This window comes from Pseudomonas sp. MF6751 (assembly GCF_016613265.1).
Classification (GTDB): Bacteria; Pseudomonadota; Gammaproteobacteria; order Pseudomonadales; family Pseudomonadaceae; genus Aquipseudomonas; species Aquipseudomonas fluorescens_BV.
Genome location: NZ_JAENSV010000006.1, coordinates 188,332 through 211,632 on the forward strand (window position 1 = coordinate 188,332; position 23,301 = coordinate 211,632).

General features: G+C 61.8%; 25 protein-coding genes. 7 read left to right on the plus strand and 18 right to left on the minus strand.

Going from position 1 to position 23,301, the window contains the following annotated elements; genetic code table 11:
• Positions 1-13: 13 nt before the first annotated feature.
• The 9 genes from mdcH to JJD66_RS08120 all read right to left on the minus strand — a co-directional run bounded on the left by mdcH (position 14) and on the right by JJD66_RS08120 (position 7,105).
• Positions 14-913 carry a malonate decarboxylase subunit epsilon gene (mdcH, locus tag JJD66_RS08080; protein WP_200647933.1) on the minus strand — a complete coding sequence of 300 codons (900 nt, stop codon included), beginning with the start codon at positions 911-913 and terminating at the stop codon, positions 14-16.
• Positions 910-1,506 (minus strand): malonate decarboxylase holo-ACP synthase, encoded by a 597-nt coding sequence (locus tag JJD66_RS08085; RefSeq protein ID WP_200647934.1) that lies wholly within the window; start codon positions 1,504-1,506, stop codon positions 910-912. The genes mdcH and JJD66_RS08085 overlap by 4 nt, the downstream gene beginning before the upstream one ends.
• Positions 1,500-2,270: a biotin-independent malonate decarboxylase subunit gamma gene (gene mdcE / locus JJD66_RS08090; protein ID WP_200647935.1), complete on the minus strand. Its 771-nt coding sequence runs from the start codon at positions 2,268-2,270 to the stop codon at positions 1,500-1,502. Before mdcE ends, JJD66_RS08085 begins: the two co-directional genes overlap by 7 nt.
• A complete protein-coding gene (locus JJD66_RS08095; RefSeq protein WP_200647936.1) occupies positions 2,267-3,109 on the minus strand; it encodes a biotin-independent malonate decarboxylase subunit beta in 843 nt (280 codons plus the stop codon). Before JJD66_RS08095 ends, mdcE begins: the two co-directional genes overlap by 4 nt.
• On the minus strand, positions 3,102-3,401 hold the full coding sequence (locus JJD66_RS08100) for a malonate decarboxylase subunit delta (protein WP_054897567.1): 300 nt from the start codon (positions 3,399-3,401) through the stop codon (positions 3,102-3,104). The genes JJD66_RS08095 and JJD66_RS08100 overlap by 8 nt, the downstream gene beginning before the upstream one ends.
• The gene (locus tag JJD66_RS08105; RefSeq protein WP_200647937.1) at positions 3,401-4,234 is read right to left on the minus strand and encodes a triphosphoribosyl-dephospho-CoA synthase; all 834 of its coding nucleotides are present in this window, start codon (positions 4,232-4,234) and stop codon (positions 3,401-3,403) included. The genes JJD66_RS08100 and JJD66_RS08105 overlap by 1 nt, the downstream gene beginning before the upstream one ends.
• Entirely contained in the window at positions 4,235-5,905 is a 1,671-nt protein-coding gene (gene mdcA, locus JJD66_RS08110; RefSeq protein WP_065885368.1) for a malonate decarboxylase subunit alpha, read from the minus strand.
• Between the two features lie 83 nt (positions 5,906-5,988).
• A complete protein-coding gene (locus tag JJD66_RS08115) occupies positions 5,989-6,717 on the minus strand; it encodes a hypothetical protein (protein ID WP_200647938.1) in 729 nt (242 codons plus the stop codon).
• A 151-nt stretch (positions 6,718-6,868) separates the two neighbouring features.
• On the minus strand, positions 6,869-7,105 hold the full coding sequence (locus JJD66_RS08120) for a DUF6124 family protein (protein WP_105228845.1): 237 nt from the start codon (positions 7,103-7,105) through the stop codon (positions 6,869-6,871).
• Between the two features lie 377 nt (positions 7,106-7,482).
• Here JJD66_RS08120 and JJD66_RS08125 point away from each other — a divergent pair, with 377 nt between their 5' ends.
• Positions 7,483-7,761, plus strand: a complete 279-nt coding sequence (locus tag JJD66_RS08125; protein WP_056783018.1) for a type II toxin-antitoxin system RelE/ParE family toxin — start codon at positions 7,483-7,485, stop codon at positions 7,759-7,761.
• A 14-nt stretch (positions 7,762-7,775) separates the two neighbouring features.
• Positions 7,776-8,063, plus strand: a complete 288-nt coding sequence (locus tag JJD66_RS08130) for a HigA family addiction module antitoxin (protein WP_020301914.1) — start codon at positions 7,776-7,778, stop codon at positions 8,061-8,063.
• A gap of 115 nt (positions 8,064-8,178) precedes the next feature.
• Here the strand turns inward: JJD66_RS08130 and JJD66_RS08135 are convergent, their stop codons facing one another.
• From JJD66_RS08135 to pilG, 9 genes are all read right to left on the minus strand, one after another.
• Positions 8,179-8,355 (minus strand): DUF6124 family protein, encoded by a 177-nt coding sequence (locus JJD66_RS08135; RefSeq protein WP_219848556.1) that lies wholly within the window; start codon positions 8,353-8,355, stop codon positions 8,179-8,181.
• 194 nt (positions 8,356-8,549) lie between these two features.
• On the minus strand, positions 8,550-8,969 hold the full coding sequence (locus tag JJD66_RS08140) for a hypothetical protein (protein ID WP_105228846.1): 420 nt from the start codon (positions 8,967-8,969) through the stop codon (positions 8,550-8,552).
• A complete protein-coding gene (locus tag JJD66_RS08145) occupies positions 8,947-9,330 on the minus strand; it encodes a polymorphic toxin type 44 domain-containing protein (protein WP_105228847.1) in 384 nt (127 codons plus the stop codon). Before JJD66_RS08145 ends, JJD66_RS08140 begins: the two co-directional genes overlap by 23 nt.
• 287 nt (positions 9,331-9,617) lie before the next feature.
• Positions 9,618-10,073 carry a chemotaxis protein CheW gene (locus JJD66_RS08150; RefSeq protein ID WP_003195048.1) on the minus strand — a complete coding sequence of 152 codons (456 nt, stop codon included), beginning with the start codon at positions 10,071-10,073 and terminating at the stop codon, positions 9,618-9,620.
• A complete protein-coding gene (locus tag JJD66_RS08155) occupies positions 10,066-15,885 on the minus strand; it encodes an Hpt domain-containing protein (RefSeq protein ID WP_200647939.1) in 5,820 nt (1,939 codons plus the stop codon). The genes JJD66_RS08150 and JJD66_RS08155 overlap by 8 nt, the downstream gene beginning before the upstream one ends.
• Positions 15,886-15,993: 108 nt before the next feature.
• Positions 15,994-18,045, minus strand: coding sequence for a methyl-accepting chemotaxis protein (locus tag JJD66_RS08160; protein ID WP_105228849.1), 2,052 nt, complete (start codon positions 18,043-18,045; stop codon positions 15,994-15,996).
• A complete protein-coding gene (locus JJD66_RS08165; protein WP_105228850.1) occupies positions 18,042-18,566 on the minus strand; it encodes a chemotaxis protein CheW in 525 nt (174 codons plus the stop codon). Before JJD66_RS08165 ends, JJD66_RS08160 begins: the two co-directional genes overlap by 4 nt.
• Before the next feature lie 11 nt (positions 18,567-18,577).
• Positions 18,578-18,943 carry a twitching motility response regulator PilH gene (gene pilH, locus JJD66_RS08170; RefSeq protein WP_014720320.1) on the minus strand — a complete coding sequence of 122 codons (366 nt, stop codon included), beginning with the start codon at positions 18,941-18,943 and terminating at the stop codon, positions 18,578-18,580.
• 46 nt (positions 18,944-18,989) lie between these two features.
• Positions 18,990-19,397, minus strand: coding sequence for a twitching motility response regulator PilG (gene pilG, locus JJD66_RS08175; protein WP_014720321.1), 408 nt, complete (start codon positions 19,395-19,397; stop codon positions 18,990-18,992).
• Positions 19,398-19,635: 238 nt separating this feature from the next.
• On the opposite strand from pilG, the gene gshB reads away from it, so the two are divergent.
• The 5 genes from gshB to pyrR all read left to right on the plus strand — a co-directional run bounded on the left by gshB (position 19,636) and on the right by pyrR (position 23,300).
• Entirely contained in the window at positions 19,636-20,589 is a 954-nt protein-coding gene (gshB, locus tag JJD66_RS08180) for a glutathione synthase (protein ID WP_200647940.1), read from the plus strand.
• Positions 20,590-20,666: 77 nt separating this feature from the next.
• Positions 20,667-21,572 (plus strand): energy transducer TonB, encoded by a 906-nt coding sequence (locus JJD66_RS08185; RefSeq protein WP_034128937.1) that lies wholly within the window; start codon positions 20,667-20,669, stop codon positions 21,570-21,572.
• Positions 21,573-21,654: 82 nt separating this feature from the next.
• The gene (locus JJD66_RS08190; RefSeq protein WP_200647941.1) at positions 21,655-22,224 is read left to right on the plus strand and encodes a YqgE/AlgH family protein; all 570 of its coding nucleotides are present in this window, start codon (positions 21,655-21,657) and stop codon (positions 22,222-22,224) included.
• The gene (gene ruvX, locus JJD66_RS08195; RefSeq protein WP_003195067.1) at positions 22,224-22,661 is read left to right on the plus strand and encodes a Holliday junction resolvase RuvX; all 438 of its coding nucleotides are present in this window, start codon (positions 22,224-22,226) and stop codon (positions 22,659-22,661) included. The genes JJD66_RS08190 and ruvX overlap by 1 nt, the downstream gene beginning before the upstream one ends.
• A gap of 132 nt (positions 22,662-22,793) precedes the next feature.
• Entirely contained in the window at positions 22,794-23,300 is a 507-nt protein-coding gene (pyrR, locus tag JJD66_RS08200) for a bifunctional pyr operon transcriptional regulator/uracil phosphoribosyltransferase PyrR (protein ID WP_198715570.1), read from the plus strand.
• Position 23,301 lies beyond the last annotated feature (1 nt).

Here is a 23,301-nt window from a genome sequence, read left to right on the forward strand (position 1 = left end):
CTTGGGTACTGCGTTATCGGTGGCGGCGCTCCTCCTCTTGCAGCAGGGCCTGCAAGGTGTCCAGGCGGGCGCCTTCGCAGGCGATCACCGTGCCTTGTTCGAAAACACGGCGTGACAGACCGGTGAGCACCGCGCCCGGGGGCAGTTCGATTTGCAGCCGCACACCACGCTCGTAGGCACTTTGCACGGTGCCGCGCCAATCGACGACGCGGCACATATTGAAGGCCAGGTCGTCACGCAGTTGTTCGGGGTTGTGGATAGGTCGCGCGCGGGTGCTGCTCAGGTAAGTAATGCGCGTCGCCTTGAGTGGGACGAAGGCTTGGAACAGTGCCTGGGCGGGTTGCTCCAGCAACGGGCAGTGAGACGGCACGCTGACGGCCAGGCGCTTGGCGACACCGTTGCCTTTGATGCGCTCGGCAACTCGCTTCATTGCCTCATTGCTGCCGGCGATGACGGTCTGGTTGTCGGCATTGATATTGGCCAGGTACACCGGCATTTGCGGGCTGTGGATATCCGCCAGCAAGGCCTCGACGCTGGAAAGATCAGGGCCGATCAGCGCGGTCATGCCATAGCCCTGTGGATAAGCCTGCTGCATCAGTCCGCCCCGCAGGCTGACCAGTTTTATCGCATCAGCGAAGTCCAGGGCCCCGGCCATCACCGCGGCTGGGTAGGCGCCGATGGACAGGCCCGCCACATAATCCGGCGTGCACTCTAATCGCCGGGCATGGGCCACGCCGGCGATCAACAGGCACAGTTGCACAGCCCGCGTCGATTCAAGCGCCTGCGCCGAGTCGAGTCGACGAACGTCTTCACCCAGGGCATCACTGGCCTCTTGCAGAATGTCGGCCGGCAACCCCTGGAGCATGCCGCTGCGTTGGGCGCCCTGCCCCGGAAACACCAGAAGGCTGCTCATGCCACGGCCTGCCAAGGGTCGAATACAAGGTGCGCACCGCTGACGGTCTTGAGCAGCACACGGCGTGAGGGGCCGGCCCATTCGCGCAAGGCGACGGCGCCGAAAGGGGTTTGCAGTTGCAGGTCGACGGCACAGGGCGCGGTGTCCAGGATCGCCAACAGCGCTCGCGCCTCGCTACGATCCAGGGGCTTGGGCGTGCACAGAATCAAATCCAGGTCACTGTTGGCATGCAGCGCTTCAATGCCACTGGCCAATTCAAACCCGGCACTGCCGCTGACGCCCCAGTCTTGCTGCGCCAGCACCGGCCGCAGTTGATCGAGGGCCCGCAGCGCCGGTAAATCCCGTGGTGAGACCACCGCTCGCAAAGCTTGCGGAGCCACCCGCCGTTGCACCGCCGCCACGGGCATCCGGGCGGCAAAACGCTGCTCACGCAAACGCCCACGCACACCGACCGCCACATGACCCGGCTCGGCGATGGCGCGCCGCACCACTACCGGATGCCCGGCACGGATCGCGTCCCGCACCCAGTCCGGGGCATCGGCAGGCAAATGCGCCAGGGTCATGCCCCAGAGCAAGTCGTGGGCGTTCACCATTGCTCCCGCAACAGCTGGCGCACTCGGCTGGAGGCGGCTCGGTTGGTGGCGCCGAGGCGTGAGTTCAAGTCGGTACTGCCGATATCCTTGACTGCCTGCACCAAGCAATCGCTGACTCGCGCCACGTCATCCGTCGTGGGGTGTTCAATCCGGGTGACTGACAACGTCTCCCACAGCAACCCCAGGCTGGCATAGCTGTCGATGTCGTAGGCCATCGGCGGCACGCTGGCGGCCAGGGTTTCCAATTCTTCGACGCTGCGCAAGGTCACCCGGGCGGCCGAGGCTTTGCCCATGGCATGCACCATCACGCCCGGGTCGCGCAGGGCGATCAGGCGATTGGCCTGGTAGCCGTGGGCGAGGAACGCCCCCGACATGGCCTTGCCCACCAGCAGGGCGATCACCGGGTGGCCGGCGAGCCGAGCGCGAGCGTAGCTGTCAGCGGCGGCGGCCAAGGCCTGATGAATGCCAAGGGCTTCTTCGCGACGACCATAGGCTTGGCTGGGTACGTCGACGATAGCGATGATGGGGCGCTTGTCACCCCGGGCGATGGCTTCGTCCACCGCCTTGGCCAAGCCCCAGCCTTCCAGTAGGCCGACTTCGCCATTGCGGGCGCGGGGGAAGCGGTTGTGCGGGTCGGGGACCACGGCGATATAGCGCACCGCCTGTTCACCCAACACACCATCCGCCACTTTCAATGAGCCCGGCAAACCTTCGACCGGCGTTGCGTTGGCGCTCAATGCGTTGAACCACTGCAAGCCTCTCATGAGCGTTCTCCCTGATACAGCGCGCGAACCGTCGCCGGCTCGATTTGCGCGCTCGCGTCCAGTTCGGCCAGGCGTGCCAGGTAAAAATCAGCGCGCCGGCTGCGTGGTTGTGCGGGCACGCCCTGCTGCAACAGCGCGCTGACGGTTTGCTGGATCTGCGCCACATCGTCGGCCACATAACGGTCGGCCAAGCCACTGTTGAAGCGCTGCTCGCCACCGGTAAGGCTCCAGATAAAGGGGCGGTCGCGGGAGTCGTATTCCTCCAGGCCAGCCTCCTGCTCGATCACCTGCGGGCCATTCAAGCCCAGGCGTGCTTCGCGAGTGACCACCAGGTAACTGCACAAGCCAGCCGCGATGGACATGCCCCCAAAGCAACCGACAGTGCCGGCCACCACGCCGATCACTGGCTGGTACTGGCGCAGGTCGACAATCGCCGCATGAATGTCGGCAATGGCAGCCAGGCCCAGGTTGGCTTCCTGCAAGCGCACGCCGCCCGTTTCCAGCAGTAGCACCGCGCAGGTGGGGATGCCGTTGCGGTTGTCTTCGGCCGCCAGCTCCAAGGCGCCCGCGATTTTCGCGCCGCCAACTTCACCCAGGCTGCCGCCCTGGAAATTACCCTCGATCGCGGCAATCACCACAGGCTTGGCGCCGATGCTGCCCTTGGCGATCACCACACCATCATCGGCCTGGGGCACCACGCCCTGGCGGCTGAGCCACGGCGACATGACCCGCTGGAACGGGTCGATCAACTCGCGGAAGGTGCCCGCATCCAACAGCGCCTTGGCGCGCTGCCGGGCGCCAAGTTCGACAAAGCTGTGTTTAGCGAGTAAGTCAGTCATGGCCGACCTCCTCGAAACCTTGCTCCAATCGCAAGCGCACCACACCGGGCGTGGCACCGAAGTCGTGGATATCAATGTTCAGGGCCGGTGGCGTCTGCTCCTGGAAGATGCGTTCGAACAGGTGCTGCCAGCGTTGCTGCGCGCCATTGACCGAGGTTTGCACCTGGATGGTCAAGGTGCCGGGCGTGCCCGGCTCCAGCAGCACTTCCAGGTCGCCCGAGCCGACGCAACCCACCAGCGCACGGCCTTTGGGGGGCTGCCCGGCGGGGAATTCAAAGGATAAGGTTTCCATCACAACGCTCCGTCGAGGCGGTCGATAAACAGGCAGGCGGCCAACAGGTCGGCGGCGCCGCCGGGGGAGGCATTCAAGGCCAGCAGTTGCAGGTCCAGTTCATGCAGTTGGCGGCGTCCGGCCAGGGTTGCGCTGCCACCGGCGTCGAGCACGGCCTGGGCGCCCTGTTGCATGGTAGCCAGGCCTTCGGTACCGGCGCGGTAGAGCACGCAGGTGTCTGCCAGGTCCGTCATGATCGCCAGCAAAGCATCCAGCCGGGCGTTCTGCTCACCGGCGTTTTCGCGGCGGCTCTTGTGCAGTTGCGGCAGGCCGCGCTGCATCACCGAGGGAAAACCGAGCTGGGCTTCTTCACGGGCACCGCGTGCGCCGTAGAGCTGCGCAACCTGGGCACCATGGCTCATGGGCTGCGGGGCGAAGCGGTCGTTGAGCAGGGCCAGCTTGGCGGCGGTCAGGGTTATGGTGCGCGGCTCCAGGGCCGCCGCAGCGGTGAGCAACCCCAGGGCCCAGATCGCACCGCGATGGGTGTTCACGCCCTGGGTGGTGGCAAGCATGGCCTGCTCGCCTTCCCGGCCAATACGCCCGAGCGCTTCGCGCAGGGGCAGGCCGACTTCGCCGATGTCGAGCGCGGCCTCGGCCATTTCCTTGAGCATCGGCCACAACGACAGCGCCGAGGCGTGCATCAGCCCCAGGTGCAAATCGCTGTGGGCGCCGTTACCGCGCCGGTCTACCAGGGCAGGTTTAGGCGACAAATCCGCTTCGTCGATCAGCGCATCCACGGCCATATCCGCCAGGCGATCGGCCAGGCTCAGTTCATGCTGTTTGAGCGCGCGCATTTACCAGCTCCTGAATTTGGCGGGCGGGTTGTAGAGGCCACCGGACCAGTCCACCAGGTCGGCCACGCTCTTGGCGGCCAACAACTCGCGGGTGGCGTCGGTGCGGCGAATACCCAAGTCTTCGGGCAAGGCAATCAAGCCTTCGCGGCGCATGCGCGCAGTGTCCTTGGGGTTGTGGCGCATACCGATGGCGGTCACCCCGGCGACGGCGGCGATCATCGCCTGACGTTCTTCCAGAGAGCGTGCCTTGTACAGGTAGGCGATGCCTTCTTCGGTGAGCAAATGGGTAACGTCGTCGCCGTAGATCATGATGGGCGCCAGGGGCATACCGCTTTTGCGGGCCACTTCCACCGCATCGAGGGTGTCGACAAAGGTCGGTTTGCCGCCTTCCTGGAAGGTCTCGACCATTTGCACCACAAGTTTTTTGCCGCGTTCAAGCAAGGCTTCGGGGGCATCGTCGTGGCGCATATCCAGCCAGGCTGGTGTGCCATGACGGCGGCCCCGTGGGTCGTGGCCCATGTTCGGCGCGCCACCGAAACCTGCGAGGCGGCCACGGGTCACGGTGCTGGAATGCCCGTCGCCATCCACTTGCAGGGTGGCGCCGATAAACAGGTCCACGGCGTATTGGCCGGCGAGTTGGCAGAACATGCGGTTGGAGCGCATCGAGCCATCGCGGCCGGTGAAGAACACATCCGGGCGTGCGGCAATATAGTTTTCCATGCCCAGTTCGGTGCCGAAGCAATGCACGCTTTGCACCCAACCGCTTTCAATCGCCGGGATCAATGTGGGGTGCGGGTTGAGGGTCCAGTTGCGGCAGATCTTGCCTTTGAGGCCCAGGGATTCGCCGTAGGTGGGCAGGATCAATTCGATGGCGGCGGTGTTGAAGCCAATGCCATGGTTGAGCGACTGCACATTGTGTTTTTCGTAGATGCCACGGATCGCCATCATCGCCATCAACACATGCACCGGCTTGATATGGCGCGGGTCGCGGGTGAACAGCGGTTCGATGTAGAACGGCTTGTCGGCCACAACCACGAAATCGACCCAGCTTGCGGGGATGTCGACGCGGGGCAAGTCGGTGACGTCATCCACCAACTGGTTGACTTGCACGATGACGATGCCATCGCTGAAGGCGGCGGGCTCGATCAGCGCCGGGGTGTCTTCGGTGCTGGCGCCGGTGTAAATGTTACCGGCCCGGTCAGCCATGAAACCAGCGGAGAGCACCACGTTGGGGATCAGGTCCACCACCAGCCGGGCGTAAAGTTCTATGTAGGTGTGGATCGCGCCGATTTCCAGCAGGCCGTCTTCCAGCAACTGGCTGATGCGCAGGGATTGGGTGCCGGCGAAGGAAAAGTCGAGCTTGCGGGCGATGCCTTTCTCGAACAAATCCAAGTGCTCGGAGCGCCCGACACTGGGCATGATCATGTGCAAATCGTGGAGCTTGGCCGGGTCGGCCTTGGCCAGGGAGCGCGAGAGAAAATCGGCCTGCTTCTGGTTGTTGCCCTCCAGCACCACGCGGTCGCCGGGGAGGATCAAGGCTTCAAGGGCCTCGACGATCTTGTCACTGGGCAACACCGCCCCGTCTGCATACTGTTTGACCAGCCCGAGCCGCCGCTGCTTCTCGTCGCGCCGCCGCGTCCAGCGCGAGTCGGGGGTGATGGTTGTTGTCATGGTCGCTCCACGGGGTTTGCTGTCGTGGGCTGTACCTTAGGAGCGAATGTGGAGAGGTATCAATCAAGCTTGGTGCTGGATCGTTACGGCTGGAGTAACGGTGCAGCACCACGCCTGCGGTAATACATTGATGTGCTCACTATCGAGCAAGCCACCAGACTATTTAACGTCAGTATCCAACCCGGTGCCTTGGACCATACCGAGGCGAGCGTCCCTGTATAGAGCACCAAGAGCACAAGTAGTAAAAGGAATAGACCCAGTCCGACCGACTCTTCCCATTTAGCGAATTTGTTACGGCACTCAAGCAGCACAATGCTCAAAAAGGTGAACAGGAAGGTAATAAGCATGATGCCAAGCGCATGATCAGTTGCCACTATGCGACCGGAGAGCTTCGAAATAAGGAAAAGAAAAATCATGGACAGAGAGGACAGCCCCAACCAGACAAAGGCGTAATCAAGAATGTTGAACAACGCCAGTTTGAATTTCAACGCCTCGACCGCGTTCGGCTTGGTCACGAGTGCAACAGCTAGCAGACCGGACCCCAGCCCTCCTAGGGTCATGATGATGAAGTTGTTTAAAACGTTAATTGTGTCTTCGGGAACACCGATCAACTGGATCAGCAGTAGGATGATCACTGCACCTACAGTCGAAATCATGGCCCCCCATAGCGCACCACGCCCCTCAGCCAATGACCTGACTGCGGACGCTGTTGCGGTCACTGTCAGGCCCCATAAGATCAAAGCGCCGGTAACCATGTTGTAGAGAAATGAAAAACTGTTGCCTACTGCGCCAAGAAATTCCATCACGCCCACATCACTCCATCCCTAAAACTGAATCCTCCTTATCGGCCGTAGCACATAAAGCTTGATGTAGAAGCTGGCTTGCCTGCTCCAACATTGGTCGGTGGTGTTGATTAGATAGCGGTCCCAAAGAGGGAACGATCAGTCACTTTTTGGGACCGTTTCAAGTTGCTGGCGACGGGCTGACTTGCTCCAGCGCTCTATCAACCAACAACTGCCCCAACTCTACCAATTGCTGGATCCCCAGCATGATGGCGCGCTGGGAAGTGTCTAGGTCGAAGGCCAGGTTGCAGGTGAGTGCGTTGAGGGAGGACAGGGTTTCGCTGGCGTTGACCAGCAGGGTTTCGGTGTCTTGGTGCGGGTTTACGGTGAAGAGGTTGGATGAGGAGGAGTTCGACATGGTATGCGGTTCCTGAATGTCTCATTAAGGAACGCCTTTGGTTCTAGGCGTCTTGTGCGCCTAAACAGGTTTCTCGGACTTGCACGTCCGTGTCACCGTTTTTTGCGATGACGGAGCGAAGACTAGGCGTGCGGACCTCTCACCACAAGTTCATGCATAGCCCAAAATCTTGCGGGAAAAATCCTAAGTCCACCTCCACCATCATCCTTCCGATAGGCAGCAAAGAATGCTCCGACAGGCTTTTCAGGTTGTTGCTCGGAACTCGCCTCTCTAGCCTTTTCCATCCGAATCGTGCCACGGGCAGACATCATGAATCCGACCGTTAAACCCGATGCAAGGCCATTGCAGAGTGTGATGCATCACATCACAATCATGCCATGATCGTTAGCTGGAAACATAAGGGACTCAGGGCCTTCTATGAGACCGGTTCAACCAGAGGCATCAACGCAAATCATGCAAAGCGCTTGCGCCGCGTTCTGCTCATTCTGGACAAAGCCGAGCACCCAGATGCACTGGACCTGCCCGGCTGGCGCTTCCATCGTTTGAAGGGCGACCTGCTTGACTACTGGTCCGTCAGCATAAGTGGTAACTGGCGCATTATTTTTCGGATGTTCGACGATCAGGTCGAACTAGTCGACTATCTTGACTACCACTGAGTAGAGGCATTGATATGGGTATGCACAATCCACCTCACCCAGGTGAGATCCTGCTTGAAGATGTGATCCCTGCCTTGGGCATCACCATCACCGAGATGGCGAGACGCCTGGGTTTCGCCCGTGAGACTTTTTCAAGGATCTTGCATGGCCACGCCCCGGTCAGCCCGGATCTTGCCGTTCGGTTGGAGCGCGCGGGCGTGAGTACCGCCCAGTTATGGTTGTCGATGCAAAGTGCTTATGACTTATGGCAGGCCGAGCACCGGGAGCAGCCAGTGATTGAACGGTTTGCGCGGATTGATTGAGACCTAGAGATGCGCGTAGCTCGTTGTGGGAGCTTGCCTACTCCCACATTGGTCGGTGGTGTTGGTTAGATAGCGGTCCCAAAGAGGGAACGATCAGCCCCTTTTTGGGACCGTTTCAAGTTGCTGGCGACGGGCTGACTTGCTCCAGCGCTCTATCGACCAACAACTGCCCCAACTCTGCCATTTGCTGGACCCCCAGCATGATGGCGCGCTGGGAAGTGTCCAGGTCGAAGGCCAGGTTGCAGGTGAGCGCATTGAGCGAGGACAGGGTTTCGCTGGCATTGACCATGATTTACAGCTCCGATATGTGATGGAGGCTGCCCTCTTCCGCTTGCACGCAGATAAGGTGCAGCCGTGCGCAGGTGTGCAAGACCGGGCATATCGGACCCCGGCAGATTCCGAAGATTCTCCCACGCACAGCTGTCATAACGAGTACGGCAGGCATAAAAAAGGCCCGCTTGCAGGAAAAATCTGAGCGCCGGCCCATCACAACACCATCATCACCCTGACCTTCCCAAGGCCCTCCAGCGCATAACTGTGGTACTCATACACTTCTCCCTGAATAACCAGATGCAGGGCACCACCCTCATTATTGACTTGAACATCCGGCTCTTTTGTTTTGAGAAAAGCAGGTGCCGACACTAATGCGCTGAGTATTTCCTGATCACTTCCCAAATCCTTATGCACGTAGTACCTGTAGGAAAACCCCACCGTCGCGCCACCTTGGGCATCTCGCGCACCATAGATCGACATACCGTTGCCCAGGGAATGCTTCAACACCACTTCATCCAGGTCCGGTGTTCCGGGCGACAGGACCCAACTGCCGCCGATATAGAGCAGGCAGATCACAAGCAGGCAATTACGCAGAACAGGTATGAGGCGCTTAGTGGCCTTGCGAAATGGCATATTCGATACCTCTTCTTATCCAATATTGGTCCCGTGGGTCATCACCAAAAGGCTCACCGCCCCACCATGATCCAAAATCCGGACGAGTCGTTCTGACGACGGTTTGAGCCACACCGGCGGCTCGCAGCAACACATTTTCGGGAATGCCCAGCACCGTGCCCGTGGCACCGTAATTGAAGTTACCAAAGGCTTCGTACTGACGCCCCTGCTTCTTGTAGTTCCAAGGGCCGGCCGCACGGACCTGGGAGTAAAACCGGGAATAGGCGAATGCCGAGCCGGGCTTGAGATAAATGCGTTTGCAGTTGGATATCGCCATGTTTTCAAGAATTGAAACACCGGGCGGCATTAACGGTACGGCCATTTGCGAGTCCTTGCTGGCAGTGAGGAGTGCAGAAACTAGCCACTGCACTACGGCCTAAAACCCGCCTATTCCAAATTCAGAACTCGCCTACAGCAACTCCATCCTATTCCGACACTCATCGATTATTTGCACGCTCTGCGTGGATTGATTGAGACCTGGAGATGAGCGCAGCTCAGTGTGGGAGCAGCTTGCCTGCGATAACGATGGGTCAGTTGCAGAGATGTTGACTGACAGGCCGCTATCGCAGGCAAGCCAGCTCCCACATTTGATCGTCATAGGGCTCAGGATCAGGCCAGGCCGGACTCTACCAGCAGCGCTTCAAGCCCCATCAAATCCGGCACCTTCGCCACCTGCTCGCCCACTTGCACTGCTGCCAGCTCCAGCGGGCACAGGGGCACGTCCACGTAGCTCAATTCGCTGTCGAGCTTGTACGAGCGGGGAATACCCTGGATCACCAGGGCAATGAACTTCAAGGTCGGTCGCCCGCCCAGTGCATTCAACACCACGATGCGTGAGCGTTCTCCCGTCATGCTGGCTTCACCGCAGGCAGCCTCAAAACTGATCAACGGAATTTGCCGATCGCGCCAGGTCACTTGCCGCAGATACCACGGCGGCGCATCGCTGGCCGGTTCGCCGCGCTGGAAGTCGATCAGTTCGGCCACGGCAACGTTGGGCAGCACCAGGTGGCGGTCGGCCAGGGGCAGTAGCAGGCCGGTGAGCTGGCTGGTGCGGTGTTCAAGCATGGGACTTGCTCCAATAAGCGATGCTTTCCAGCAGCACCGACTCTTGGTACGGCTTGCCGAGGTAGTCGTTGACGCCAATGGCCATGGCGCGGTCGCGGTGTTTCTGGCCGGTGCGTGAGGTGATCATGATGATCGGCAAGCGCATCAGGCGTGGGTCGTTGCGTATCTGAATGGCCACTTCGAAGCCGTCCATGCGCGGCATTTCGATGTCGAGCAGCATCAGGTCCGGGGTGTGCTCCTCAAGCACCGCGAGGGCGTCGATGCCGTCCTTGGCGGTGAGCACGTTCATGCCGTTGCGCTCCAGCAGGCGGCTGGTGACTTTGCGCACGGTGACCGAGTCGTCTACCACCAGCACCAGTAGCGGGCGTTTTTTCAATGGGTCGTTGAGGATCAGCGGCGCATCCACTGCCTGGGCCGGCAAGGCCGGTTGCCGAGCGCGGATGTGCGCCAGCAGGTCGATGATCAGCACCACATGGCCGTCGCCCAGGATGGTCGCGCCGGTCACGCCCTGCACCCCGGAGAATTGCGGCCCCAGGCCCTTGACCACAATCTCGCGGGTACCGGCCATGGCATCCACGTGCACCGCCACGCGGCGTTCATTGCAGTGCACCAGCAGTACCGGCACCGGCTGGTACTGGCCCAGCAGTTTAGGGCGGCTGGCGGTGTGCAGCAGGTCACCGAGGTAGAACAACTCGTAGCGCTGGCCGGCGTATTCATAGTGCGGTGGGTCTTGCTGGTAGTGCCCCGCCAATTCGTGGGGCAGCACGCGCACCAAGCCTTCGATGGTGTTGAGCGGGATCGCGTATTGGTCGTCCGCGCAGTGCACCATCAGCGCACGATTGACCGACACGGTAAACGGCAGGCGAATGCGAAAATGCACGCCCATGCCCGGCGTCGAGTCGATCACCATCGAGCCGCCGAGCTGGCGTACTTCTTCATGCACCACGTCCATGCCCACGCCGCGCCCGGAAATCTGGGTGATTTTTTCGGCAGTGGAAAAGCCCGGTTGCAGGATGAACTGCAACACGTCACGGTCGCTGATCTCTTGATGGGGCGCGAGCAGGCCGCGCTTGATCGCCTTGCGTCGCACCGCTTCGAGGGGCACACCCGCGCCGTCGTCACGCATGTCGAAGACGATGTCGCCGCCTTCGTGGGTCAGGTCCAGGGTGATGCGGCCCTTTTCCGGTTTACCCGCAGCCAGCCGCACTTCGCGGGACTCCAGGCCGTGGTCGACGGCGTTGCGCAGCATATGCTCCAAGGGGGCCGCCATGCGTTCCAGCACATTGCGGTCCATCTCGCCTTCGGCATTGCCGACGATAAACTCCACGTCCTTGCCCAACTCGCCCGCCACTTGCCGCACGATGCGCTTGAGGCGTGGCAACATGCGCTCGAAAGGCACCATGCGCGTGCGCATCAGGCCTTCCTGCAATTCGGTGTTGATGCGTGCCTGTTGCTGCAGCAGGTTGTGGGCATCCTGGTTGCGGCGCTCAAGGGTGTCCTTGAGATCGAGCAGGTCGGAGGCAGATTCGGACAGCGCACGGGCCAGCTGTTGCAACTGCGAGTGGCGGTCCATTTCCAGCGGGTCGAATTCTTCGTAGCCCAGGCGTTCGGCCTCGGCTTGCTGGCGGCTCAAGAGGCGGCCCTGGGTTTCGCTGTCGAGCCGACGCAGTTGGTCGCGCATGCGCTCGATGGTGGTTTCCATCTCACTCAAGGCAATGCGCGCATCCTTGACTTGCTGCTCGATACGCCCACGGAAGATCGAGGTTTCGCCGGCCAGGTTGACCAGGTCATCGAGCAAGTCGGCAGAGATTTTCACCATGTCGGCAGCCGGATCGGCGACCGCTTCGGCCTTGCCCGCCGGCAGCGCCACCGGTGTGACCGGCTCATCACTGGGGTGCACCAGGCTCTTGATGCGTTCGATGAGTTTATCCACCGAACCCACCGGCAACCCCTCGGCCACGGCGTCGATCATCTGCGCCAGGCGATCATGGCAACCTTGCAGCAGTGCAAACAACTCAGGGCTCGGCGCGAGCAAACCGGCGGAAAGCCCTTCGTAAAGAAATTCCAGCTCATGGGCCAGATCGCCGATCGGCCCGATCTCGACCATGCGTGCACCACCCTTGAGGGTGTGCAGGTCACGCAGCAGGGTTTCCACCTCTTGGCGATTGCCCGGCTCGTCTTGCCAGCGCAAAAGCGCGCTGCCTGAGCTGTCGAGGATATCGGCGGCTTCTTCGAGGAATATATCCAGCAATTCCGGGTCGGCACCCGAGGCTGGCGCCACCGCAGCCGGCGCTGCCGGGCTGCTGGCCTGGCGCAATTGCCGCAGCCCTTCGATCAGTTCGGCGCCGTCACTCAAGGGTTGCTGTTGTTGCAGTTCTTCCAATTGTTGTGCCAAGCGTTCGTGGCTGGCCATCAGTGCCTGGGACAGCTCGACGGAATAGCTGTAGCGGCGGTCTACCAGACCCTCATAAACGCATTCGAGCTCATGGGCCAAGTCGCCCACCGGGTCGATTTCGGCCATGCGCGCACCACCCTTGAGGGTGTGCAGATCCCGCTGCAACGAGGACAAGGGCGCAGCGCTGTCGGGCTCCAGTAACCAGCGCTTGAGCGACTGGCCGGCGCTGTCGAGGATGTCTACGGCCTCCTCAAGGAAGATCTCGACAATCTCGTCGTCCATCGCGGTGGCGTGATCCAACTGCGCAGTGGCCGCGCCCAACTCGGAGATACTCAGGGTGCGGCTGCCGTCGCTTTTGATCAGGCCTGTGGCGGACGGGTCCAAGGCTTCGTCCAGCAACGCACGCAACGCCTGCAGCCGTGCGGGCGCGGGGCTGATTTCCTGGCCGGCGGCCAACTGGTCGAGCATGTTGATCAGCGCGTCATGGGCCTGTTCGGCCTCGTGGAAGAACCGGGCGCTGACCGCCAGGCTGCTTTCCTCTACCGCGCCATACAGGTCGAGCAAGGCTTCGCACAACGCGTCGATAGGATGCAGGTCGGCAAGGTGCGCACCCTCGCCCAGGGTGGTCAGTTCGTCCAGCAACGCCGTGAGTTCCTGACGGTCGCCGGGGTGTTGCTGCCAGCGGCGCAGCAGGCTTTCAGCGTCGAGCAGGATGTCCATGCCCTGGGCCAGGAAGTTGGTGATCAAGTGCGGGTCACGCTTGACGCGCAGGCCGGCCGTGGGCGCGTCGAGCAAGGCGGCCAGTTGATGCTCCAGCAGGTGTTGGGTGCGGCTGATCACGCTGGCCGCGCCGTGGATCGGCGCCAGGGGATTGTTGTCCAGGTCACGCACCCCGCGCTGGAACAGCCCTTGTGCCTCAAGCAACAACGCCACTTCGTCCTTGTCCAGCGGCACGCGGTGGGCCTTGTACTCACGGGTGAGGTGATCCAGCGGGCGCGCCAGTTCGGCAATGGGCAACACGCCGGCCATGTAGGCGCTGCCCTTGAGGGTGTGCAAGGCGCGCTGCAGTTCATCGCTGACCTGCAGCGGCACCTGCTCGGCGGCCTGTTGCAGGAAGTGGTCGAGGCTGTCCAGATGGCCCAGGGCTTCGTTGCGGAAGATCTCCAGCAGCATTGGGTCATGGGGCTCGGTGGTCGACGTTGCAGCGCCACTGGCCAGGGCATGGGCACGGGCGGCCAAGGCGTCGACTTCATCGCGCTGGCGCTGGTCGTCGCTAGCGAAATCGGCGATCAGCTCCGGCAGCAGGGCCACGGCCTCATCCAACACCTGCCGCACCTCAGGGCCAAGAACTACACTGCGTTCCAGCACGCGATTGAGCAGGTTCTCCACGGCCCAGGCCAGCTCGGCCAGCACCAGGGCGCGCACCATGCGGCCGCTGCCCTTGAGGGTATGGAAAGCCCGGCGCATTTCGCCCTGGGCGGCTTTGTCCGCGCTGTCGGGCAGGTAGCGATGCAACACGTCGAGGACTTCATCGGTTTCTTCCAGGAAGACTTCGCGCAGTTCATCGTCAATCGGTTCTTCACCGGCCGGCGGCGGCAACAGGCTACCGGGACGCTGCAAGGCTGGAGGGTTGAGACGTGATGCAGGGCTGGCCAAGGCATCGAACTGGGATTGGTTTGGCGCAACCTCGGTGGACAGTGCCCCCTCCGGCGCGACCAAGGCCTGGCGCCAGGGTTTTTCCACCGGCAGGTAGCCCAATGCATTCAAGCCCTGGGTGGCCAACTCCAGCACTTTTTCCCCTGCCGCGTCAGGGTCTTGAAGCATGCGTTCGAGGTAGTACTCCAGGCTGCTGACCACTTCGGCGAAATGCGCCAGTTGTGTCGCTGAAGGGGCGGCCTCGTTGATCATCAATTGCTCGTCGACGTAATCGGTGCAACCGCGCATCAGGCTCGCCGCACGCGGCAAGGGAATCATCGCCAGGGCACCACGCACCTGGCTCAGTAGCTCGGGCAAGGACTCCAGGCGCTGACGATCCCAATCAGCCTCAATGCAGTCGATCACCAGCTCCTTGGCTTGGCGCAGGCACTGGCACGACTCACGAATCACCAACTGATGGATCTGGGTCAGGTCGGTGGTGGGCAAGCGGCTGTCTTCACGGCTTTGCGGTTCGACGGTGCCGATCATCCCGGCCAACGTCGCTTCGACATACAGCAACGCGCCGGCCACATCCATCAACACCGCGTCATTGGGTTCGCGCTGCCCCTGGACCAGGCTCAACACCACGGCGAGTTGGTCGATGATCACTTTGCGCGGCTGGCCGAAACCCAGCACCGCGAGGGTATCGGCGATCTGCCGCAACGGCGCCAGCAACGGCTCGAGGTCCTGGGTGTGCTGCCGATCACTGCGCACGAACAGATCCAGGCGTTCCTTGACCCGCACCAGTTCCTCACACAACGCCCCGAGTACCGAGCCCATGGCATTGCGATCCGGCCCGGCCAGCCGTGCACGTTCAGCATCGACCACGGCGCTGTCGGGCAAGGCTTCGTCCAAGCCGTAGCGCTCCTTCAGGCTCTGCATGCGCGGCGTCGGCCGGGTGACTTTGGCGACGTAGAACAACAGGCTCTTGAGCAACTCGTCCGGTGCCGGCTGGTTGATGCCATTGATGCCTTGAACCAGCAAGCGCTTGAGTTGCTTGTCGCTGGCCTTGAGCAGGCTGCGCAGCGCCGGGCTGTTGGCGACCACGCCGGTGAGCATGCCTTCGACCAACGCCGAGGTGACCTGCCACAAAGGCAGCAGCGGCGCACCCTGGCATAGCGCTTCAAGGCGTGCGAACACCCGCGCCATGTCTTCCAGGTTGCTGGGGCCGTGGTCTTCACGCAGCAACCCGGCGAGGGCTTGTTGCAGCAGGTGGCGCCATTGGCGCAACTGCTCATGCAGATCCGGCGTGGCCCGTTGGGCCAGGGCTTGCTCAGGCAACGGTTCGATCGATAGCAGTTGCGGGCTGAACAGGCTGGTTTCCGATAGCAGGCTTTCACCACGGGCGCTGCGCAGGTCGTTGAGCAGCGGTAGCACCACCAGCGGCAAGTCGCGGCGGGCACTGTGCACGCGGTCGAGGTACAGCGGCAGTTGGCCGAGGGCTTGTTGCAGCAGGCGGATACTTTCATCGCGTTGGCCAACGTGCCCGGCCTGTAGCGCAAGGGCCAGTTCCTCGATCTCTTCGGCCAGCAGCGCCGCGCCGTAGAACTCGACTATTTGCAGCGCGCCATGTACCTGATGAATACCGGCCAGGCATTCGTTTAGAGCGTCGTCGTCATGGGTTTCAACGTACGCGTCCAGGGCCGACCGGGCCTGCTTCAGGGTTTCGGCAATATCGCCCTTGACCCATTCGAGGGCCACATAGTCGTGCCGATCAACCATAACTGCTCCGCTTAGAATTCATGAGTTGCTGGTATCTCACAAACAATGGAGATCCAATGGGGGAGCTGGCTTGCCATAGTTGGACTGTGGTGTTCTTCAGGTCGTATTTCAATCATCGACCTGCTTGGGCGGCGGCAAGGTAAAACCCGATACCGACCTGCGCAACTGGCTGGCCATCTTCGCCAGGTTACCAATGCTTTCTGCGGTGGCGGTGGAACCCGACGACGTCTGGGTGGTGATCTGCTGGATCACGTTCATGGTCAGGGAAATCTGCCCCGCCGATGAGGTCTGTTGCTGCGCCGCGTTGGAAATACTCTGGATCAGCGCTGCCAGGGTTTTGGACACGCCTTCGATCTCTTCCAGCGCCACCCCGGCGTCCTGGGCCAGGCGTGCGCCGCGCACCACTTCGGTGGTGGTCTGCTCCATGGAAATCACCGCTTCGTTGGTGTCAGCCTGAATGGTGCGCACCAGGGTTTCGATCTGCCGGGTGGCCGCCGAGGAGCGTTCGGCCAACCGTTGCACTTCATCGGCCACCACCGCAAAACCGCGCCCGGCGTCACCGGCCATGCTGGCCTGGATCGCGGCGTTGAGAGCGAGGATGTTGGTCTGGTCGGCGATGTCGTCGATCAGGCTGATGATGTCGCCAATTTCCTGGGACGATTCGCCCAAACGCTTGATGCGCTTGGCGGTGTCCTGGATCTGCTCGCGAATGTTGTCCATGCCGTGGATGGTGTTGTGCACCACCTCGTTGCCTTTGTTGGCGATCTCTACCGAGCGTTCAGCTACCGCCGAGGATTCGGCCGCGTTGGCCGACACCTGGTCGATGGACTGCGCCATCTGATTGATCGCCGTGGACGCTTCGGCAATCTGCTGGGCCTGATGCTCCGACGCCTGGGCCAGGTGCATGGCGGTGGCCTGGGTGTCCTGCACCGCACCGGCGACCTGCCCGGCAGTGAGGTTGATGGTGGCGACCAGGTCGCGCAGTTGATCCACGGAATAGTTGATGGAGTCTGCGATGGTGCCGGTGAAGTCTTCGGTGACCGAGGCGGTGACGGTGAGGTCGCCGTCAGCCAGGTCTTCGATTTCATCCAGCAGGCGCATGATCGCGTTCTGGTTGCGCTCGTTCTTCTGCGCGGTTTCATGCAGTTGGCGGTTGGTCTCGCGCACCATGACCAGGCCGATCAGGATGATCGAGGCCAGCGCCAGCAAGCCCAGCACGTAACCGCCGATGGTGTCGAAGCTGCGCCCGCTGGCGAGGTTTTCAAAACCCGTGGCCAGGTGCGAGGCTTCATCGAGCAGGGTTTGCGACAGGTTGAAAATATTGCTCGCCGAGGCGCGCACCTGGAACAACTGCGGCGAGGTCTCGAGAATTTCATCCACGGAGCCGGAGACAAATTCGAACAGCTCGGCGATGTCCGCCAGCCGCGCCCGGGCGTCCGGGTCTTCAACCTGGGTGATACGCAGCCCCGGGTTGCCGTTGAGCATGCCATTGAGCACCACGCCAAAACGGTTGGCATCGCGACCGAAGGCATCGGCGGCCTGCACGGCGGTTTCATCCCCCGCCAGCACCGTGTTGACCGCCCCCAGGATACGTTCGGCCAGCAGCGACTGGCGCTGGGCCAACGCCACCTGGCTGGCCGGCGCGCCGCGTTGCAGCAGGATATCGACGACCTTTTCCGACTCCATTTGCAGTTGCGGCACGGTTTCGGCCAGGGTCGCCGCCACCTGGTGCAACGACAACACGGTCTGCTCGCTGGCCAGGATGGCGTCGGTGTTTTTCAGCAGCGCCTCCCAGTCGGTCTGCACCGCCCGCATTTCGGCGCGCACCGCACTGGGCGCCGCCGGCAAGCCGGTTTGCGGGTCACCTTTTTTCAGGTAGCCCCAGCGTTGGGCAAAATCGTTGCGCGCATCGCCCAGCAGCTTGAACGCCGCCGCTTTCCCGGCAGCGGCCTCGGTGGCGTTCTTGGCAATGCGCTGGGACAGCACGCGCAGCTCACCGGCGTGGCCGATGTACTGCTTATCGTAGGTGGACTGGGTGTTGAGGTACGCGAAGTTGGCGAACAGCAGCATGATGAACACGATCAAGGCGATAAACAGCACGATGATCTGCGAACGGCTGCGTGAAGCGGCCTGGGGTTTGGGCGTGGTAGCGGTGCTCATGCGGCAACATCCATGAAGCCAGGGGCCTGGGCCAGGGCGAAGGGGCTGAAGACGTGCCACGGCGGGTCGCCGTCGAACTGGCCCTGAATAAACGGCGCGCTCGAGGCAGCGCTCGCCACCCAGGCATCCAATGGGAAATGCTGCATGCCTACCACCTCATCTACCAGCAGCCCGACAAACAGGTCGTTGAACTCCACCACCAGCACCCGCCGTTGCTTGCGCGCCCTGGACAACTCAAGGCCCAGGAAACCGCCCAGGTCCATCACCGGCAGCAAGCGCCCGCGCAGGTTGGCCACGCCCTTGACCCAGGGCTTGACCCCCGGCATCAAGGTGCAACGTGGCTCATGCAACACCTCGGCGACTTCGCCCATGGGCGCCACGTAGGCGTTTGGCCCTATGCGGAAAGCGATGCCGCTCCAGCGTTGCAGGCGCGTTTCCTGGGATGGCAGGTCCGCGGCCAGCAAGCGGCAGCGGCGGTCGATGTCCAGCAGCAGCTCGAAGGCGGTTTGCGACTCGGTCATGATCGCAAGCCTTAGCCGGCCAGCACCTTGTTCAGGGTGGCAATCAGGGTTTCTTCATCCACAGGCTTGGTCAGGTAGTCCTTGGCGCCCTGGCGTGCGCCCCAGATTTTGTCGGTTTCCTGGTCCTTGGTGGTGATGATAATGATCGGGATACCGTTGGTTTCCGGCTCCTTGGACAACTGGCGCGTGGCCTGGAAGCCGTTGAGGCCGGGCATCACGATATCCATCAGCACCGCGTCGGGCTTTTCCTGGCGGGCCAGGGCCACGCCGTCCGCGCCGTTTTCGGCCTTGAGCACCTGGTGACCATGCTTTTCCAGCATGCCGGTGAGTTTGTACATTTCGGTCGGCGAATCGTCGACGATCAGAACACGTGCCATGGTTTTCCCCGCTACATTGGTCGGCGCCGGCCCTCGTGAGGCGGCGTCAGTGTGCTTGTTCTACTGCGGCGAACCCAGGCACATAGGCCTTGATCGCCCCCAGCAGTTCTTCCTTGCTGAAAGGCTTGGTCAAAAATTGATCGACACCCACGATGCGCCCCTTGGCCTTGTCGAACAGGCCGTCCTTGGAAGACAACATGATCACCGGGATCGACTTGAACGCCGGGTTGTTCTTCACCAGGGCGCAGGTCTGGTAGCCGTCCAGGCGCGGCATCATGATGTCGACGAAGATAATGTGCGGGTGATGATCGACAATACGGGCCAGGGCGTCGAAACCGTCGATCGCCGTGATGACCTCGCACCCCATGTTCTTCAACAGCGTCTCGGCGGTGCGGCGGATCGTTTTCGAATCGTCGATCACCATCACCTTCAAGGCGTTGGAATGCTGTTCCATATCTGCTCTACCATCGCCACAGCGAATCGGTTTTCGGTGTGTACTGCCTGATGTTGCACAGGATGAACGCCGCAAGCCTTGGAATTCAAGGGCTGCTGCGCCGTGCCAGCCTTTTTAGCACAGTCTCCTGGCGCAATCTATCGAGGCACCCGCCCAGTGGTTTTTCCTTGACCCACAACAGCCGCAGCGCCACTCTGACGCCACTTTTATGCGCCCTAATTTGCTAGAGGAAATCCCCATGAGCGTTCGCGTCGGCATTGTCATGGACCCTATCGCCAGCATTTCCTATAAAAAGGACAGTTCGCTGGCCATGCTCCTGGCCGCCCAGGCCCGCGGCTGGACCTTGTTCTATATGGAGCAGCGCGACCTTTACCAGGGTGACGGCGAGGCCCGCGCACGCATGCGCCCGCTGCAGGTGTTTGCCAACCCCGAGAAGTGGTTCGAGCTTTCTGACGAAATCGACAGCCCGCTGAGCGACCTCGACGTGATCCTGATGCGCAAGGATCCGCCGTTCGACATGGAATTTGTGTACTCCACCTACCTGCTGGAGCAGGCCGAACGTGCAGGCGTGTTGATCGTCAACAAGCCGCAAAGCCTGCGCGACTGTAATGAAAAGCTGTTCGCCACCCTGTTCCCGCAGTGCACGCCACCGACCGTGGTCAGCCGCCGCGCCGATGTACTGCGTGAATTCGCCGCCAAGCATGGCGACGTGATCCTCAAGCCGCTGGACGGCATGGGTGGCACCTCGATCTTCCGTCACCGCGCCGGCGACCCGAACCTGTCGGTGATCCTCGAAACCCTGACCGCCCTAGGCACCCAGCAGATCATGGGCCAGGCCTACCTGCCGGCGATCAAGGATGGCGACAAGCGTATCCTGATGATTGACGGCGAGCCGGTGGATTATTGCCTGGCGCGCATCCCGGCAGCCGGCGAGACCCGTGGCAACCTGGCGGCCGGTGGTCGCGGTGAAGCGCGGCCGTTATCAGAAAAAGACCGCTGGATTGCCGCTCAAGTCGGTCCAACCCTGCGGGAAAAAGGTCTGCTATTTGTCGGATTAGACGTAATTGGCGAGAGCCTCACTGAAATCAACGTCACCAGCCCGACCTGTATTCGCGAGATCGACAACGCATTTGGCACGAACATCGGCGAAATGCTGATGGCCGCCATTGAACGCAAGCTACAAGCCAAGTGACATAGAACAGCCGGACACCTACCAACATTGCGTTATCATGCGCCACCTGTGAAACGCGCGATGTTGGTTTTCTTGTCATGACACTCCCGTCCGATCTGCCCCCCGAATTCTCCCCCAGCGGCGTGCGCCCGGCCGATCGTCTCGGTTTTACCCTGTTTCTTGCTGCCTTGATTCATCTCGCCCTGCTCCTGGGCGTGGGATTCACCCTGGTCGAACCCAAGCAGATCACCAAGACCCTGGAAATCACTCTCGCCACGTTCAAGAGCGAAAAGAAGCCCGAAAAGGCTGACTTTCTCGCCCAGGACAACCAACAGGGCAGCGGCACCCTCGACAAGAAAGCAGTGCCCAAGACCACCGAGGTAGCGCCCTTCCACGACAACCAGGTCAAGAAGGTCACTCCGCCGCCAGCGCCCAAGCCTGAGGTCAGGCAGGCCACGCCCAAGGCTGCGGTGACCACTGTCGCGCCCAAACCGCAAAAAGCCCCGACCCAGCGCGAAAAGGCCAAGACCGAACCCAAGCCCGAGCCAGTGAAACCTGCGCCGACGTTCGACAGTTCGACGTTATCCGACGAAATTTCCAGCCTGGAAGCCGAACTGGCCCATGAGCAACAGCTTTATGCCAAGCGCCCGCGCATCTACCGCCTGAACGCCGCCTCAACCATGCGCGATAAAGGTGCCTGGTATAAGGACGAGTGGCGCAAGAAGGTCGAACGCATCGGCAACCTCAATTACCCGGACGAGGCGCGGCGCCAACAGATTTATGGCAATTTGCGCTTGCTGGTGTCGATCAACCGTGACGGCTCGCTGTATGAGGTGCAGGTGCTGGAGTCCTCCGGCCAGCCGCTGCTGGACCAGGCTGCGCAACGCATCGTGCGCCTGGCCGCGCCCTTTGCGCCGTTCAGCGGCGACTTGAGCGACGTGGACCGCCTGGAAATCATCCGCACCTGGCGGTTCGCCAAGGGCGACCGGTTGTCCAGCAACTGATCGCACAGATCGTTCCCACGCTCCGCGACCGGGCTCGCGCCCGCACTTGTCAGTTCGTCCCTCCAACGCCACACTAGCGGACATGAAAAACGTCAGCCCGACCTACCTCAAGCACCAATTCCTGATCGCCATGCCCCATATGGCCGACCCGAACTTTGCGCAGACCTTGACCTACATCGTCGAGCACACGGCCAATGGTGCCATGGGGTTGGTGGTCAACCGCCCGCAGGAGCTGAACCTGGCCGATATCCTTGAGCAACTGCGCCCGGAAATCGACCCGCCGGCGCGTTGCCAGGGCGTACCGATCTACATCGGCGGGCCGGTGCAGACCGATCACGGTTTTGTGCTGCACCCCACCGGGCCGACGTTTCAGGCCACGGTAGACCTTGATGGGGTGTCACTGTCCACATCCCAGGACGTGCTGTTCGCCATCGCCGACGGCGTCGGCCCTGAGCAAAGTGTGATCACCCTGGGCTACGCCGGTTGGGAAGCCGGGCAACTGGAGGCCGAACTGGCCAGCAATGCCTGGCTGACCTGCCCGTTCGACGCTGACATCCTGTTCAACACCGCCAGCGAACTGCGCCTGGAAGCGGCAGCAGCCAAGCTGCGGGTCAACCTCAGCCTGCTGACCAGCCAGGCGGGGCACGCCTGATGGCTTTGCGTCTGATCCTCGGTTTTGACTACGGCACCAAACAGATCGGCGTAGCGGTTGGCCAGGTCATCACCGGCCAGGCCCGCGAACTGTGCACCCTCAAGGCCCAGAACGGCGTGCCGGACTGGAACCAGGTCGAAGCCCTGATTAAAGAGTGGAAGCCTGACGCGGTGGTGGTCGGCCTGCCCCTGAACATGGATGGCACCCCCAGTGACATGTGCCTGCGCGCCGAGAAATTCGCGCGCCGCCTCAATGGCCGCTACAACCTGCCCTTCTATACCCACGACGAACGCCTCACCACCTTCGAAGCCAAGGGGGAGCGCCGCGACCGTGGCGGGCAAAAGGGCAGTTACCGCGACAACCCGGTAGACGCCATCGCCGCGGCCTTGCTGTTGCAGGGCTGGCTGGATGAAAACACCGCTTTATTTGAATCCTGACCCGCCGCGATCCTGTGGGAGCGGGCTTGCCCGCGAAGAACGTTAACGATACCGCGATAAGGCTGGATGAACGCGGTGCCCATGAGTTTTTCGCGGGCAAGCTCGCTCCTACACACTTGATAAGGAGCCACCATGAGCTTGCCGAACCCTGCCGAACTGATCAGCCAGATGGCGATACGCCTCAAGGCGCACCTGGAACACCGTGCCATCAGCGAACCGCGTTTTATCGGCATACGCACCGGTGGCGTGTGGGTAGCCCAGGCATTGCTGGAAGCACTGGGCAGCGATTCGCCCCTGGGCACCCTGGATGTGTCCTTCTACCGCGACGATTTCAGCCAGAACGGCCTGCATCCACAAGTGCGCCCTTCGGCCCTGCCCTTCGAGATCGAAGGCCAGCACCTGGTACTGATCGACGACGTGCTGATGAGCGGCCGCACCATCCGCGCCGCCATGAACGAACTGTTCGACTATGGCCGCCCGGCCAGCGTGACCCTGGTGTGCCTGCTGGACCTGGATGCCGGCGAACTGCCGATCAGCCCGGACGTCGTAGGCGCGACCCTGTCGCTTGCCCCCCAGCAGCGGGTAAAATTGTCCGGTCCTACGCCGCTCGAACTCGAACTGCAAGACCTTGTCCTTTAAA

What these genes read in the sequence shown, in the direction of transcription:
- pilH (WP_014720320.1), bottom strand. Translation starts at nt 18,943, where the DNA reads ATGGCACGTGTTCTGATCGTCGACGATTCGCCGACCGAAATGTACAAA.
- JJD66_RS08100 (WP_054897567.1), bottom strand. Translation starts at nt 3,401, where the DNA reads ATGGAAACCTTATCCTTTGAATTCCCCGCCGGGCAGCCCCCCAAAGGC.
- JJD66_RS08085 (WP_200647934.1), bottom strand. Translation starts at nt 1,506, where the DNA reads ATGGTGAACGCCCACGACTTGCTCTGGGGCATGACCCTGGCGCATTTG.
- JJD66_RS08140 (WP_105228846.1), bottom strand. Translation starts at nt 8,969, where the DNA reads ATGCCATTTCGCAAGGCCACTAAGCGCCTCATACCTGTTCTGCGTAAT.
- JJD66_RS08155 (WP_200647939.1), bottom strand. Translation starts at nt 15,885, where the DNA reads ATGGTTGATCGGCACGACTATGTGGCCCTCGAATGGGTCAAGGGCGAT.
- JJD66_RS08160 (WP_105228849.1), bottom strand. Translation starts at nt 18,045, where the DNA reads ATGAGCACCGCTACCACGCCCAAACCCCAGGCCGCTTCACGCAGCCGT.
- gshB (WP_200647940.1), top strand. Translation starts at nt 19,636, where the DNA reads ATGAGCGTTCGCGTCGGCATTGTCATGGACCCTATCGCCAGCATTTCC.
- JJD66_RS08120 (WP_105228845.1), bottom strand. Translation starts at nt 7,105, where the DNA reads ATGTCGAACTCCTCCTCATCCAACCTCTTCACCGTAAACCCGCACCAA.
- mdcE (WP_200647935.1), bottom strand. Translation starts at nt 2,270, where the DNA reads ATGAGAGGCTTGCAGTGGTTCAACGCATTGAGCGCCAACGCAACGCCG.
- JJD66_RS08190 (WP_200647941.1), top strand. Translation starts at nt 21,655, where the DNA reads ATGAAAAACGTCAGCCCGACCTACCTCAAGCACCAATTCCTGATCGCC.
- mdcH (WP_200647933.1), bottom strand. Translation starts at nt 913, where the DNA reads ATGAGCAGCCTTCTGGTGTTTCCGGGGCAGGGCGCCCAACGCAGCGGC.
- JJD66_RS08130 (WP_020301914.1), top strand. Translation starts at nt 7,776, where the DNA reads ATGGGTATGCACAATCCACCTCACCCAGGTGAGATCCTGCTTGAAGAT.
- JJD66_RS08095 (WP_200647936.1), bottom strand. Translation starts at nt 3,109, where the DNA reads ATGACTGACTTACTCGCTAAACACAGCTTTGTCGAACTTGGCGCCCGG.
- JJD66_RS08145 (WP_105228847.1), bottom strand. Translation starts at nt 9,330, where the DNA reads ATGGCCGTACCGTTAATGCCGCCCGGTGTTTCAATTCTTGAAAACATG.
- JJD66_RS08165 (WP_105228850.1), bottom strand. Translation starts at nt 18,566, where the DNA reads ATGACCGAGTCGCAAACCGCCTTCGAGCTGCTGCTGGACATCGACCGC.
- pyrR (WP_198715570.1), top strand. Translation starts at nt 22,794, where the DNA reads ATGAGCTTGCCGAACCCTGCCGAACTGATCAGCCAGATGGCGATACGC.
- JJD66_RS08150 (WP_003195048.1), bottom strand. Translation starts at nt 10,073, where the DNA reads ATGCTTGAACACCGCACCAGCCAGCTCACCGGCCTGCTACTGCCCCTG.
- mdcA (WP_065885368.1), bottom strand. Translation starts at nt 5,905, where the DNA reads ATGACAACAACCATCACCCCCGACTCGCGCTGGACGCGGCGGCGCGAC.
- ruvX (WP_003195067.1), top strand. Translation starts at nt 22,224, where the DNA reads ATGGCTTTGCGTCTGATCCTCGGTTTTGACTACGGCACCAAACAGATC.
- JJD66_RS08105 (WP_200647937.1), bottom strand. Translation starts at nt 4,234, where the DNA reads ATGCGCGCGCTCAAACAGCATGAACTGAGCCTGGCCGATCGCCTGGCG.
- pilG (WP_014720321.1), bottom strand. Translation starts at nt 19,397, where the DNA reads ATGGAACAGCATTCCAACGCCTTGAAGGTGATGGTGATCGACGATTCG.
- JJD66_RS08185 (WP_034128937.1), top strand. Translation starts at nt 20,667, where the DNA reads ATGACACTCCCGTCCGATCTGCCCCCCGAATTCTCCCCCAGCGGCGTG.
- JJD66_RS08125 (WP_056783018.1), top strand. Translation starts at nt 7,483, where the DNA reads ATGATCGTTAGCTGGAAACATAAGGGACTCAGGGCCTTCTATGAGACC.